We start from the raw sequence: 13,814 nt of genomic DNA, 5'->3' as shown, positions 1-13,814 counted from the left end.
GGAGTCGGTGAGGTGGAGGTGCCGTGGAATCGCGGGCTCAGCCCGTGGTGTCGAACACCGCGTCGCGCGCATCCGCGAGCGCGGTCCGCAGGGCGCCGATGAGGATCGGGTTGCCGCCGATATCGCTGAGGCGCAGGGTGGGCCGGGGCAGCGCGAGCCCGGTGAACTCCTCCTCGACCAGGGCCCGCAGTGCCTCCCCGCCGGCCTGCGGGACCTCGCCGGAGAGCACCACCAGCCGTGGGTCGACGACCGCGACCACCGCCGCCAGCCCGGTGGCCAGCCGCCGGGCGACCTCTTCCCGTACGTCGCCACGCTCCAGCGCCTCCTCGACGGTGTGGACGTCCGGGGCCCCGTACTCCCGGGCCAGTTCGATCACGCTCGGCGAGCCGACCAGCCGCTGGAAGCCGCCGCCGGCGTCCGGCTGTGCGGCGCTGCGGTCACCGCCCCGGGCCAGCGGGGCGCCGGGCAGCGGCATGTAGCCGATCTCGCCCGCGCCACCGGTGGCCCCGCGCAGCAGTTGACCGCCGAGCACGATCGCGGCGCCGACCCCCTCGTCGGCCCAGACCAGCACGAAGTCGTCGAAGTCCTGCGCCGCGCCGTCGTGCTGCTCGGCCACCGCCGCCAGATTCACATCGTTCTCGATGGTGATCGGCGTGCCCAGGACCTCCGCCAGCTCTTCCTTCAGCGCCCGCGAGTGCCATCCGGGAAGGTGCGGGGCGTAGCGCAGCCGGCCGGTCTGCGGGTCCAGCGCGCCGGGGGTGCCGATCACCGCGCCGTGCAGCCGCTCACGCGCCAGACCGGCCTTGGCCAGCGCCCCGTCGACGGCCCTGGCGACCAGCCGCGCCGTCCGGTTCGGCACGTCCTCGCCCACGGCGTCGGTGTCGACCCGCTCCTCACCGAGCACCTGCCCGGTGAGATCGGCGACGGCTGCGGTGATGCCCAATTGGTCGACCGCCAGCGCCGCGACGTGCGCCGCGCCCGGGTCGATCTCGTAGAGCTGCGCACTGGGCCCCGGCCGTCCGGTGACGTTCCCGGTGGTGCGCACCAGTCCCGCGGCCTCCAGCCGGGCCAGCAGCTGGGAGGCGGTCGGCTTCGACAGCCCGGTCAGCTCGCCGATCTGCGTACGGGTCAGCGGGCCCTGCGACACCAGAAGATCGAGCGCGGCGCGGTCGTTCATGGCCCGCAACACCCGCGGTGTCCCAGGGGTCCCCTGCGCTCCTTGCCCACCGGCCATGTCTGTCACCCCGTTCACCGGAGGTCCGGACGACCACCAGCATCTGTTAAGAAACCTTCCAATCGATGACAGGAAGGTAAGCGGGCGTTCAAGGCGGCGTCAATGGTTTGCGCGGGGCGAGTTGCCGGCGCCCGGTGCCCCGCTCCACCGGCCCCCACGCACGACGAAGGGGAGGGGCGTACCGCGTTCAAGCGGTACGCCCCTCCCCTGAAAGGTCCGGGCCCGGCGGCTACTTCCCGATCTTCGGCGCCGTGAGCGGATCCGACGCCAGGGACTGCGGCGACGTCGGGTTGCTGAGGGCCGAGGGGGCGGCGACGGCGGCCGTGGGGTCGGCGGCGGCCTCGTCCTCCTCCTCGGGGGCCGGGCGCGGCGCCAGGTGGACCCCGGCGGCGTCCAGCGCCCGCTTGATGCGCCAGCGCAGCTCCCGTTCGACGCCCGGCGCCTTGCCGGGCATCGTCCGGGCCGCGACGCTCAGGGTCACCGTCTCCAGGTGCACCTCGCTCAGGCCCAGCACCTCCACCGGCTCCCACAACTGCTCGTTCCACGGCTCGGACTTGGACATCTCCTCGCCGACCGTGGTGATGGTCTGGCGGGCGCGCTCCAGGTCCTGGTCGGCGGCGAGGAGCACGTCGACCGCGGCGGTCGACCAGCCCTGGCTGAGGTTGCCTATCCGCTTGACCTCGCCGTTGCGGATGTACCAGATCGCGCCGTTCGGTCCGCGCAGCTTGGTGACCCGCAGGCCGACCTCTATGACCGTGCCGGTGGCCACCCCCGCGTCGATCTCGTCACCGACGCCGTACTGGTCCTCCAGGATCATGAAGACGCCGGAGAGGAAGTCCGTGACGAGGTTGCGGGCGCCGAAGCCGATCGCGACACCGGCCACACCGGCGCTGGCCAGCAGCGGTGCCAGGTTGATCTGGAGCACGGAGAGCACGGTCAGCGCGGCCGTACCCATGATCACGAACGAGGCGACGCTGCGCAGCACCGAGCCGATGGCCTCGGAGCGCTGGCGCCGGCGCTCGGCGTTGACGAGCAGACCGCCCAGCGCGGTGCCCTGCGCGGCGGCCGCAGTGCGGTTCATCCGCTCGATGAGCTTGGTGATCGTGCGGCGGATCACATGGCGGAGGACCGCCGCGATCACGATGATCAGCAGGATCTGCAGGCCGGACGTGAGCCACGTCCCCCAGTTCTGCTGCACCCAGTCGGCGAAGTTGGTGGCCTTCTCCGTGGCCTCGTCGAGCGAGGTCGGGCCGGTTGAACCGGCTGCGGCGCTCAGGGGCGCGGCAGCGGCCGGCGAAGCGGACCAGAACACAGTCGAACCTTCCGTGTGGGACACACCAGGCCCGGCCGGAATGGGAGCCCCGGCGACCGGGCAGACCAACCACACTAACGGGGCAACGAGGGCGGTCCGTGCCCATGTTCGAGACGGGAGGTCCCCGGGCGGCCGGAATGAGCCGTATCTGGAGGGTGATACCGGGGTGTGGTGGAAAACACCTCCGGCCCGTTACTCGGTCATGGTGGCGCTCCGACCAGGCACCGGGGGACACTGTGGAGAGATCGTCCCGGCGCGAGCCACGCGCCGCCGGCGTACAAGGAGGCACCCGTGCCGCATGTCCTGGTCCTCAACGCGTCGTACGAGCCGCTCGGCGTCGTACCGCTCCACCGTGCGCTCATCCTCGTCCTCAATGAGAAGGCCGTCAGCCTTGAGGAATCCGGCGCCCTGATGCACAGCGCGACCCGAGTCATTCCTGCTCCGAGCGTGGTCCGCTTGAAGCGGTTCGTGCGGGTGCCCTTTCGTGGCCCCGTCCCCCTGACCCGCCGTGCGCTGTTCGCGCGTGACGGCGGGCGTTGTATGTACTGCGGTGGCGTCGCAACCAGCGTCGACCACGTCATCCCGCGCAGCCGCGGAGGTCAGCACACCTGGGAGAACGTCGTCGCCGCCTGCCGGCGCTGCAACCACGTCAAGGCCGACCGCCATGTCGCCGAGATCGGCTGGCGGCTGCGTCATCAGCCCGCCCCGCCGTCAGGACTGGCGTGGCGGATCATCGGCACGGGGCATCGTGACCCGCGCTGGCTGCCGTATTTGCAGCCGTACGGCGCGGATGACGCCTTGGCCCGGATCGACGCCGTATCGGCGTAGTCCGGGCTTTCGTACGCAGGAGGACGTACGGGAGGGGCCCGACGGCCGTGTGCCGTCGGGCTTTTGCCGTCGCGGCCGACGGCTCCGCCTCCGTGGCGGTGGGTGACCGGCGGCGCTCAGTCCGTCGTCGGCCGGTCGCCGCCGGTGACCGCGTACGCCTCCACCGACCACAGTGAGTATCCGAAGCGGGTGGCCCGCTTGTCGCCCTGGATACGGACGAAGCGGACGTCCTTGGCGTCCATCCTGACCTCTTCGCGGCCGCCCTTGCCGTCCTGCACCGTGGCGGCCGTGCGCCAGCTGTGGCCGTCCGGCGAGACCTGGATGCGGTAGCGGGCCGCGTAGGCGTCCTGCCAGGTCAGCACGACCCGGCCGAGGCGGGTCGGGTGGGCCAGCGCGAACTGGAGCCAGGCGTTGTCGTCGGCGGGGGAGGACCAGCGGGTCTTCGGGTTGCCGTCGGTGGCCGCGGAGGCCGGGAAGTCGGACGTCTCGTCCCCGGAGGAGGTGGCGACGGTGCCGTGCGCCAGGTCCTTGCCGCCGGTGGCCGGATAGGTGCGTACGGTCAGCGTCTGCTGCTCGCCGCCGAAGGACACCGGGACCTCGTAGGTGCCGGACGGGGCGTCCTCGGGGACGTCGACCGCGATGCGGACCGTGGCGGTGCCGCCCCGGGGGGCGGTGACCTCCTTCGGCGCGTGCACGGTGAAGCCCTTGGGGGCCTTGACCGACAGCTTCTCGCGGACGTCGCGGGGGCGGCGGGAGAAGAGCCGGGCGTCGACCGTCGCGCTGCCGCCCGGCTGTGCGTCCGTCGCCTTGCGGGACAGCTCCAGACCGGCCGCAGGGGTGTCCCCGAACCACGGGGTGAGGGCGTGAACGGACGGGGCGTCCGCGCCGTGGGCCCAGGTCAGGCGGACCGCGTCGGCGCTCAGCCGGGGCGTTTCCGCCTCGGTCCAGCCGGTCGGGGAGAGCGTGTCGAGGCGCCGCCAGCCCTCGCCGGGAACGTGCGCCTCCAGGGAGACGGCGCCCGCGGACGGGCCCGGGTCGGTCAGCGCGGTCACCGCGGTCAGCGGCCGGGCCCGCTCGAAGGGAACGGTGAGGGCGGCCGCGCCGGCGCCCCCTACGGGCCGGGGCGTCGTCCCGCGGGCACCGGTCCAGGCGTCCGCCTCGGTCATCGCGCGCTCCAGGAAGGGCGCCAGCACGCCCTTGCCGACCGTCGCCGGGCTCCGGCCGATCTCCTTGCGCAGCCGCTGCACCGCGCGCTGGGCGGCCCAGGCGGCGTCCCCGTCGCCCTGGGCCTGCGCCGTCAACGTGTCCACGGCCTGCTCGCCGGCGCTGCCGTAGCGCGCCAACTGCGCGGCCCAGGGCCGGATTTCGGCGGCCAGGTCGGGGCTGAGGTCGTCGGGGGCGGCGCTCATGGCGTGGAAGGCGGCGCGCAGCGCCTTGGCGGCCGCGGCGAAGTCCTCGTCCTTGCCGGGGCGGCCGCTGTTGACGGCCGTCTCGCGGGTCTGCCAGAAGCGTTCGATCAGCGGCTGCAGATAGCCCGATTCGCGGCGGTTGAGCAGCGAGGACGAGGTGTTGCCGGCCAGTGCGCGCAGGGCCGCGCGGGCCCGGGGGTCGCCGCCCGCCAGATTGTCGATGGCCGCGTCCCAGGACTCCGCCGGCCGGTAGTCGCGCGGGTTCCACGCGTAGTCGGCGGCGGTGAACAGCGGGATGCGGGAGGCGAGCGGCTGCTCCATGGCGTTGGCGAGCAGCGCCGCCGAGCCGGTGGCGACGGCCGGCTCGCGGCCGCGGTAGGGGCCGAGGAAGATCCGGTCCTGGGCGTAGTCGTTGACGGGGTAGTTGTCCATGGTGACCAGCGGGTGGCCGAACGCCTGGCGGGCGGTGGACAGTTCGGTGCCGGTGATGGTCCGCGGGACCACCCCGACGCCGGTCCAGGCCACCTCGACCCGCTCGCCGAGCGCCTCGGCGAGCGCGCTGCGGTACTCCGTGGCGCCGTCCTGGTAGTACTCGGTCGGCATCAGCGACAGTGGCCCGGCGTCCGGGTGGCGCTCCCGCAGGTGGTCGGCGAGCGCGTTGGCGACCCGCGCCTGCGCCTTGGCGGCGGCCCGCGGGCCGGTGCCGAAGGCGTCCTTGTCGTCGCCGCAGTGCCACTCGTCGTAGCTGACGTCCTGGAACTGGAGCTGGAAGGAGCGCACCCCCAGCGCCCACATGGCGTCCACCTTGCGCCGCAGCGCCCGCAGGTCCTCCTGGGACGAGAAGCACAGGCCCTGTCCGGGGGCCAGGGCCCAGCCCAGGGTGACGTGGTTGGCGCGGGCCCGCTCGGCCAGCGCCCGGAAGTCGGCCCGCTGCGCGGCCGGGTAGGGGTCGCGCCACCGTGCCTGGCGGTAGGGGTCGTCGCCCGGCGCGTACAGGTAGCGGTTCTGCTTGGTGCGGCCCATGAAGTCCAGCTGGGCGAGCCGCTGCGCCCGGCTCCACGGCTGCCCGTAGAAGCCCTCGGTGGTGCCGCGCACCGCCGTGCCGGGCCAGTCCCGCACGGTCACCGCCGCCACCTCACGGTCGCCCGCCCCGCCGGTGACCAGCTGCCGCAGTGTCTGCGCGGCGTGGAAGAGGCCGTCCGGGCCGACCCCGGCCAGGGCGACGGTGTCGCGGCCGGCGAGCCGGCCCACGGCCAGCCGGTAGCCGCCGGAGGGCAGGTCCCCGCGGGCCGGTGCGCGCAGCGCGCGCAGCGCGTCCTCGGCCTGGGTTCCGCCGACGCGGAACACCGGCCCGGCGTCGGGCAGCCGGTCGCCGGGGGTCACTTCCCGGACGGTGCGCACGCCGGCGTCGCGCAGCAGTCCGCGCAGCACGTCGAGCGTGTAGGGGTCGGTGTCCGGGGCCGCCACCAGGACGGCCTCCCGGCCCAGCGGGACGGCGCTGCCGAGTTCCTGCAGTGACTGGGGGCGCGGCCAGACGGCGGGCACCTGGCCCGCGCCGGCGGACCGGTCCGTGCCGTCCGGCTGGCCGGGGCCGCCGACGGCGGGGTCGGCGGGTGCCGCCTGGGCGGTGGGCACGCCGCCCAGCAGACCCCCGATGACCGCGGCGGCCAGTGCGGTGGTCCCCGCGACCCGCGCACGGGCGCTCGCGCCGACCGCCCTGCCGCTCCTACCGATTTTTCCGACGCCCCACACGCCCCGGCCTCGCACGGCTGCTCCTCGTCCCCGTCCGGCTGCCCGCCGGTTTCCCGCCGGCACCCCGATGTCCCCTGATTCCCCGGTTTCCCGCCGATGTCCGTTCGGACAGACCTTCGGCGGTGAGCCCACCATTGTGGCGGTGAGGGTGTCAACCGGGCGATACCGGGGGCCTCGGAGGGCCCTGTATGGGCGGGTTCCGGACGATGCTTCGGGTGGGGCGACGGGGGCCGCCGGGCCGCAGAACTTCCGTCGCGAGGCCCGCTCGCACCGCGTTCTTCGCGCCTTCCGGCGTTCCGTGCAGTGAAATCGCCTGCGTGCGGGATAATGTGACCTGAGTCACGTTTCGTGAGCAGTTAAGTCTGCGATCGTGTCGAGTGGGTAGGGCCCACCTGTCCCATTACCGATGAACGGGAGGCCCTCGTGGCCGCATCCGCTCAGCTTCTCCTCGACGCTCTGTCCTCCAAACCGGGAGGTGCGACGGTGGAGCGCAATCCGTACGACGGGGTCTCCGACCCCGATTCCGGCCTGGACGGCTCCGGGTCCTTCAGCTTCGTGGAGCCGCCCCTGACCAGCGAGCCCCCGCTCGCCGACGCCGCCCCGCTGACCAGTGAGGTCCCGATCGCCGCCGAGCTGCCGCTGACCAGCGAGCCCACAGCCGCCGGCCTGGGCACGGAGTCCATGGAGGTCTGAGGGCCGATGGGCCGCGCGCGGCTCGCCCGGTTGCACGGCATCGCGACGTCGTACCGACCCGCACCGGGCAGAAGTGTCCAGATCGCCGACGACACCGTCGTCGCCGTGCTCGCCGCCTTAGGCGTCGACGCCTCGACCCCGCACGCCGTCCGCACCGCCCTGGCCGCGTACGAGGACGGCCCCGGCAGCGCCCTGCTGCCGCGCACCGTCGTCGCCCGTCCGGGCCGGCCCCCCGACCTCCCGGAGCTCCCCGAGGGCACCGCCCTGCGGGTGGAGACCGAGTACGGGGAGGCCGACGAGCAGGTCCTCCAGGGCCCCGCGGCGCCCGCCGCCGCGGCGCTCGCGCGGCTGCTGCCGCCGGGCGTCCACGTCCTGCACGCCAAGGCCCCCGACGGCCGGGCCGCCCGCGCCCCGCTGATCGTCGCTCCTGACCGGGTACCCGCACCCCCCGGCCGCAGTCACGGCTTCCTGGTGCAGCTCTACTCCCTGCTGTCCCGGCAGTCCTGGGGCATGGGCGACCTCGGGGACCTCGCCGACCTCGCCGCCTGGTCCGGGCGCGCCCTGGGCACCGGCTTCGTCCAGCTCAACCCGCTGCACGCGGCCGTCCCCGGCCCGCCGACCGACCCCTCCCCCTACCGGCCCTCCTCGCGCCGCTTCCCCGACCCGGTCCACCTGCGCATCGAGCAGATCCCGGAGTACGTCCGGCTGGCCGGCGCCGACCGGTTGCGCGCCGACGAGCTGGCCGCCCGGGCCCGTGCGCTGCGCGGCGAGGTGCTCGAAGCGGGCGCGCTGATCGACCGGGACGCGGTGTGGGCGCTGAAGCGCGAGGTCCTGGAGCTGCTCGTCGCGGTCCCGCTCAGCCCGGGCCGGCGGGCCGCGTACTGCGACTTCCTCGCCGAGCAGGGCCGGCCCCTGGAGGACCACGCCACCTGGTACGCGATCGCCGAACGGCACGGCCCCGACTGGCGCCGCTGGCCCGCCGGGCTGCGCTCCCCGCGGTCCGCGGACACCGCCCGGCTGCGGCCGCGGCTGCGGGACCGGATCGACTTCCACTGCCGGCTCGCCTGGTACACCGACCAGCAGCTGGCCGCCGCGCAGCGTGCCGCGCGGGAGGCCGGGATGGCCGTCGGGCTGGTCCACGACCTGGCCGTCGGCGTCCACCCCTCCGGCGCCGACACCTGGGCCCAGCAGGACGCCTTCGCCGCCGGCATGTCCATCGGTGCCCCGCCCGACGCCTTCAACGCCCGCGGCCAGGACTGGGGCCTGCCGCCCTGGCGCCCGGACGCGCTGGCCGCCGCGGGCTACGCCCCGTACCGGGAACTGCTGCGCGGGCTGCTGCGGCACGCCGGTGCGCTGCGCATCGACCATGTGATGGGGCTGTTCCGGCTGTGGTGGGTCCCGGAGGGCCGGCCGCCGACGGAGGGCGCCTACGTCCGCTACGACGGCGAGGCGATGCTCTCGGTGCTCGCCCTGGAGGCGCACCGGGCCGGCGCCGCGGTCATCGGCGAGGACCTGGGCACCGTCGAGCCGGGGGTGCGCGAGGCGCTCGCGGAGCGCGGGGTGCTGGGCACCTCGGTGCTGTGGTTCGAGCGGGACTACGGCGGCGGGCGGCGGGCCGGCGGCGACGGGGCGGACCCGGCCGGCGCGGCCCCCGGGACCGCGGACGCCGCGGACGGCCGGGAAGCGCCGGACGAGGCCCGGATCCTCGCCCCGGAGGAGTGGCGCAGCGACTGCCTGGCCACCGTCACCACCCACGACCTGCCCTCCACCGCCGCCCGGCTGACCGGCGAGGACGTCGCGTTGCGGGCCCGGCTCGGGCTGCTCGCCGGGCCCGCGGAGCGCGAACGGTCCCGTGCCCGGGGTGAACTCGCCGAATGGCTGGGGGAGTTGACGCGGCGCGGGCTGCTTCCGGAGGGCCCGGGCGACGAGGAGGCGGCGGTCAGGGCCGTGCACCGCTTTCTGCTGCGGACCCCGGCGCGGATGGTCGGCGTCTGGCTGCCCGACGCCGTGGGGGACCGTCGCCCGCAGAACCTCCCCGGGACATGGGATGAATACCCGAACTGGCGGCTTCCGATCGCCGGGCCGGACGGGCACCCGCAGACCCTCGAAGAGCTGGCCGCCTCGCCCCGACTGCACGCGCTGATGCGGGAATTGGCCGACGGAAACCGCTGAGCGAGTCTTCGCTCCGGGCCCTGTGCGCACCCTTCCGGTATGCCGCGCCGTCCGGCACCATGCCCTGGACACCATCCAGACATCCGACCATTCGAGCGGGCTGTCCCGTGCTCGTCATGGTTCGGCGAGGTGGAGGGAACCATGGCACTCCGCAGCATCCGGCGGGCCCTGTGCGCGCTCGCGCTCACCGCGGCCGCCGCGCTCGTCCCCGCCCAGAGCTCCCTGGCCCGGTCGTCCCCGGCCACCGGCCCCTGCACGGGGCCGGTGCGCCCCGCGTCCCAGATGACGGTCGAGCCCTGCGACACCCCGGAACGCGTCATCGACAAGGCCGCCCACATCGTCCCCACCAAGGGCCAACTCGCCTGGCAGCAGCGGGAGGTCACCGCCTTCACGCACTACGGCATGAACACCTTCACGAACCGGGAGTGGGGCTCGGGCGCCGAGGACGAGAAGCTGTTCGCGCCGTCCCGCATCGACGTCGACCAGTGGATGCGCGCGTACAAGGCGGCCGGCGCCGAGCAGGTGATGCTCACCGTCAAGCACCACGACGGGTTCGTGCTCTACCCGAGCCGCTACACCCCGCACTCGGTCGCGGCCGCCCCCGGCCGGCCCGATGTCGTCGGCGCGTACGTCAGGGCCGCCCGCCGGGCCGGGCTGAAGGTCGGCCTCTACCTCTCGCCGTCCGACGGTGCGGAACTCCCGCACGCCTGGCACGCCCGCTGGGTCGAGGAGATCCGCCGCAAGGAGCAGGAGGGCCGGCCGCTCAGCCTGCCCGAGCGGGTCGCCCTGGAGGACGGCGACCACGCCCCGCGCGGCCTGGGCCGCTTCGGCAACGGCAGCGAGGTGACCGAGCGCGTCATTCCCACCCTCGTCCCCGGTGACGACCGTGCCGCCGCGGTCCGCAGCGGCAAGCTGCCCTCCTTCCGCGTACGGGCGGACGACTACGACGCCTACTACCTCAACCAGGTCTACGAGCTGTTCACCCAGTACGGCCCGCTCGACGAGCTGTGGCTGGACGGCGCGAACCCCTGGTCGGACTCCGGCATCACCCAGAAGTACAACGTCACCGAGTGGTTCCGGCTGATCCACCGGCTCTCCCCGGACACCGTGGTCTTCGCCGGGCCGCAGGGCGCCCGCTGGGTCGGCAACGAGAACGGCACCGCCCGCGAGACCGAGTGGAGCGTCACCCCCTCCGCGCAGGACCCGTGGACGGTGCTGGCCGGCGGGCTGCCCAACGACTCCACCGACCCCGACATCGGCTCCCGCGCCAAGCTCCTCGCGCCCACCACCAAGTACCTCCAGTGGTACCCCGCCGAGGCCGATGTCTCGCTGCGCCCCGGCTGGTTCCACCACCCCGGTGAGCGGCCCAGGACGCCGGCGCGGCTGACGGACCTGTACGAGAAGAGCGTGGGCCGCAACGCCTCGCTGCTGCTGAACGTCCCGCCCGCCAGGGACGGCCGGATCGCCGCCGAGGACGTCGCCTCGCTCACCGCCTTCGGCACGGCCGTGCGCGCCACGTACGGCACGGACCTGCGGCAGGCCGGCCCGGGGCCGTGGACCTTCGACCGGATCGGGCTCGGCGAGGACCTCCGCCACGGGCAGCGGGTGGAGCGCTTCGAGGTGGCGGCGCGGACCGGCGGGACGTGGACGACGCTCGCGCGCGGCACCACCGTCGGGCACCGGCGGATCCTCGCGCTGCCCGCCCCGGTGACCGCGGACGCGGTGCGGGTCACCGTCCGGGAGGCCCGCGGGCGGACGTACCTCACACCGGTCACGCTGCACCGCGGCCGGGGCGCGGGGGGGGGCTGAGGTGACCGTTGCGCCACCCCGGGCGCGCGGTGTGGCGGGGCGTCCGATACGTTGACTTCGTGAGCAACAAGGTCAATAAGAATGCCCTGCGCGCCGGAACCATCACCGCCGGCACCGCGCTGATGCTGCTGATGTCGTCCCCCGCGTTTGCGCTCACCCGCGACGATGGTGACGACCCGGGTCCGGGCCTGAGCGTGATCCAGACGCTCGGCCTCTACGTCGCCGCCCCCCTCGTGCTCTTCCTGGTCATCGCCGGGCTCGTCGTGCTGAGCGACAAGTCCCGCAAGCAGACCAAGTCCCAGGGCTGAGTCCACCGGCCGGGTCCCCGCCGGGACCCTGTTCCGCACCGGGCTCCGGTGACGCCGCAAGGGCGCCCCACGGTTACAAGACCGTGCGGCGCCCTTTGTCGTACCCGGATATTTCCGCAGGTGAAAAAGGGGTTGCGAGGTGGCTATCGCGCGATTTTCGGCCGTTTTGAGCCGGGGGAGGGTTTAACCGTTCCTAACCTACGATGACGTAACCTACGCAGCCGTAGGTCAAACCTACGCACCCGTAGGTCGTCGTCCCCCCAGGAGTTCCCCCGTGACCATCGCCCCCGCCCGCCATAACGGAGAGCACGGCCAGGCCGCCTGGAGCGACGCCCAGCTGCTCTACGCGCTCGAAGAGGTCGTCGAGAAGGAGCTCAACCGGCACCTGAAGGTCGCCAAGGAGTGGATGCCCCACCAGTACGTGCCGTGGAGCGACGGCCGTAACTTCCCCGGCGTGCTGGAGGACGGCGACGCCTGGGCCCCCGAGCAGTCCAAGGTCAGCGACATCGGCCGGATCGCCCTGGTGGTCAACCTCCTCACCGAGGACAACCTCCCCAGCTACCACCACGAGATCGCCACCCTCTTCGGGCGCGACGGCGCCTGGGGCACCTGGGTGCACCGCTGGACCGCGGAGGAGGGCCGGCATGGCATCGTGATGCGGGACTACCTGCTCACCAGCCGGGCCGTCGACCCCGACGAGCTGGAGCGCTTCCGCATGGCCCACATGTCGGAGGGCTTCGAGGCCGACAACTCCCACAGCATGCTGCACTCGGTGGCGTACGTCGCCTTCCAGGAGCTGGCCACCCGGATCTCGCACCGCAACACCGGCCACCACTCCGGCGACCCGGTGTGCGACCGCATGCTGGGCCGGATCGCGGCCGACGAGAACCTCCACATGCTCTTCTACCGCAACCTCCTCGCCGCGGCCTTCGAGCTGGCCCCCGACCAGACCATGGTCGCGGTGCGCGACGTGGTCACCGGCTTCCGGATGCCCGGCCACGGCATGCCCGGCTTCGAGCGGGCCGCCGCGCGGATGGCCGTCGGCGGCATCTACAACCTGCGCATCCACCACGACGACGTGCTCCAGCCGGTGCTGCGCCACCTCAAGGTGCTGGAGATCGGCGGCCTGGGACCGGCCGGACTGGCCGCACAGGAGGAGCTGGGGCTCTACATGAACGGTCTGGACGGCCAGGCGCGCAAGTTCGACGAGCGGCAGGCGGCCATCCTCGCCCGCCGCGCGGCCCGCAAGTAAGCGCCCATCATTCAGTTCAGCTGAACAATTCCATCGAAATTATTCGATGGACCTGATGAGTCGCGGACTGCCACGGTGGAGACTCCCCACCGCCGAGAGAGAGGAAACCGTGGCAGTCCTGGAGAGGGCCCGCGCCCACGCCCCCCGCACCCCGTCCGCGCAAGGGGCCGGGCTGGTGCTCGCCCTGACGGCGACCGTCGTCTGGTCCGGCAACTTCGTCATCGCCCGCGCCCTGCACGACACCGTGCCGCCCGTCCAGACCGCCTTCTGGCGCTGGATCATCGCGCTGCTCGCGGTCGCCCCGCTCGCCCTCCCGCAGGTCCGCCGGCAGTGGCCGGTCATCCGTCGGCACCTCGGCTTCCTGGCGCTGGCCGCGCTGCTGGGCGTCGCGCTCTTCAACACCCTCATCTACCAGGCGGGACGGAGCACCTCCGCCACCAACATGGCCATGATCGCGGCCGCCTCCCCGGTACTGATCGCCCTGTTCGACCGGGGCGGCGAGCCGCTCGGCGGCCGCCGGACGGCCGGGATGGTGCTGGCGCTCGCCGGGGTCGTCACCCTGGTGGGCAAGGGTTCCCCCACCGCCGTCCTGCACCTCGACCTCGCCGCCGGCGACCTGTGGATGCTCGCCGCGACGGTCACCTTCGCCGGCTACAGCGCCCTGCTGCGCCGCCGCCCCGAAGGCATCGGCGGCGTCGCGTTCCTCTTCATGACCTTCGCGCTGGGCGCGGCGATGCTGCTCCCCGCGTACGGCGTCAGCCTCGCCGCCGAGGGCGGCTTCGCGCCCACCGCCGGCACGGTCGGGCCGCTGCTGTACATCGGGATCTGCTCCTCCGCCGTCGCGTACTTCACCTGGAACAAGGCGATCGCCCTGGTCGGCGCCGCCCGGGCGGGCGTCGTCTACTACCTCCAGCCGGTCTGTGTCGCGCTGCTGTCGCACGTGGTCCTCGGCGAGGCCGTCGGCCCCGTGCAGCTGGTCTGCACCGCCCTGATCGTCGTGGGCGTCGCGCTCGGCGCCGGGAGTCGGCGCTGACTGCGTACGCTG

10 protein-coding genes are annotated in these 13,814 nt (G+C 73.7%); 7 read left to right on the top strand and 3 right to left on the bottom strand.

What is annotated here, in order from left to right; translation table 11 throughout:
* Nucleotides 1–37: 37 nt before the first annotated feature.
* Both OO62_RS03755 and OO62_RS03750 read right to left on the bottom strand, forming a co-directional pair.
* The gene (locus OO62_RS03755) at nt 38–1,177 is read right to left on the bottom strand and encodes an ROK family transcriptional regulator (RefSeq protein ID WP_033265793.1); all 1,140 of its coding nucleotides are present in this window, start codon (nt 1,175–1,177) and stop codon (nt 38–40) included.
* 286 nt (nt 1,178–1,463) lie between these two features.
* A complete protein-coding gene (locus OO62_RS03750; RefSeq protein ID WP_033265709.1) occupies nt 1,464–2,546 on the bottom strand; it encodes a mechanosensitive ion channel family protein in 1,083 nt (360 codons plus the stop codon).
* Between the two features lie 291 nt (nt 2,547–2,837).
* Between OO62_RS03750 and OO62_RS03745 the strand changes: the two genes are divergently transcribed.
* Nucleotides 2,838–3,374: an HNH endonuclease gene (locus OO62_RS03745; protein ID WP_033265708.1), complete on the top strand. Its 537-nt coding sequence runs from the start codon at nt 2,838–2,840 to the stop codon at nt 3,372–3,374.
* A 116-nt stretch (nt 3,375–3,490) separates the two neighbouring features.
* On the opposite strand, the gene OO62_RS03740 is transcribed toward OO62_RS03745, so the two are convergent.
* Nucleotides 3,491–6,454 carry a glycoside hydrolase family 84 protein gene (locus OO62_RS03740; protein ID WP_033265792.1) on the bottom strand — a complete coding sequence of 988 codons (2,964 nt, stop codon included), beginning with the start codon at nt 6,452–6,454 and terminating at the stop codon, nt 3,491–3,493.
* A gap of 504 nt (nt 6,455–6,958) precedes the next feature.
* Here OO62_RS03740 and OO62_RS03735 point away from each other — a divergent pair.
* The 6 genes from OO62_RS03735 to OO62_RS03710 all read left to right on the top strand — a co-directional run bounded on the left by OO62_RS03735 (nt 6,959) and on the right by OO62_RS03710 (nt 13,802).
* The gene (locus tag OO62_RS03735) at nt 6,959–7,228 is read left to right on the top strand and encodes a hypothetical protein (protein ID WP_033265707.1); all 270 of its coding nucleotides are present in this window, start codon (nt 6,959–6,961) and stop codon (nt 7,226–7,228) included.
* Nucleotides 7,229–7,234: 6 nt separating this feature from the next.
* Nucleotides 7,235–9,400, top strand: a complete 2,166-nt coding sequence (malQ, locus tag OO62_RS03730) for a 4-alpha-glucanotransferase (protein WP_033265706.1) — start codon at nt 7,235–7,237, stop codon at nt 9,398–9,400.
* Between the two features lie 141 nt (nt 9,401–9,541).
* On the top strand, nt 9,542–11,209 hold the full coding sequence (locus tag OO62_RS03725; protein WP_033265705.1) for an alpha-L-fucosidase: 1,668 nt from the start codon (nt 9,542–9,544) through the stop codon (nt 11,207–11,209).
* Nucleotides 11,210–11,268: 59 nt separating this feature from the next.
* Entirely contained in the window at nt 11,269–11,517 is a 249-nt protein-coding gene (locus OO62_RS03720; protein ID WP_033265704.1) for a hypothetical protein, read from the top strand.
* A gap of 274 nt (nt 11,518–11,791) precedes the next feature.
* Nucleotides 11,792–12,769 carry an acyl-ACP desaturase gene (locus OO62_RS03715; RefSeq protein ID WP_033265703.1) on the top strand — a complete coding sequence of 326 codons (978 nt, stop codon included), beginning with the start codon at nt 11,792–11,794 and terminating at the stop codon, nt 12,767–12,769.
* A 55-nt stretch (nt 12,770–12,824) separates the two neighbouring features.
* Nucleotides 12,825–13,802, top strand: coding sequence for a DMT family transporter (locus OO62_RS03710; RefSeq protein ID WP_078617005.1), 978 nt, complete (start codon nt 12,825–12,827; stop codon nt 13,800–13,802).
* Nucleotides 13,803–13,814 lie beyond the last annotated feature (12 nt).

This window comes from Streptomyces lydicus, assembly GCF_000717345.1.
In the GTDB taxonomy this organism is placed as follows: Bacteria; Actinomycetota; Actinomycetes; order Streptomycetales; family Streptomycetaceae; genus Streptomyces; species Streptomyces lydicus.
The sequence above is the reverse complement of the archived record's forward strand: the minus strand, read 5'-3'. Positions and strand labels throughout refer to the sequence as shown.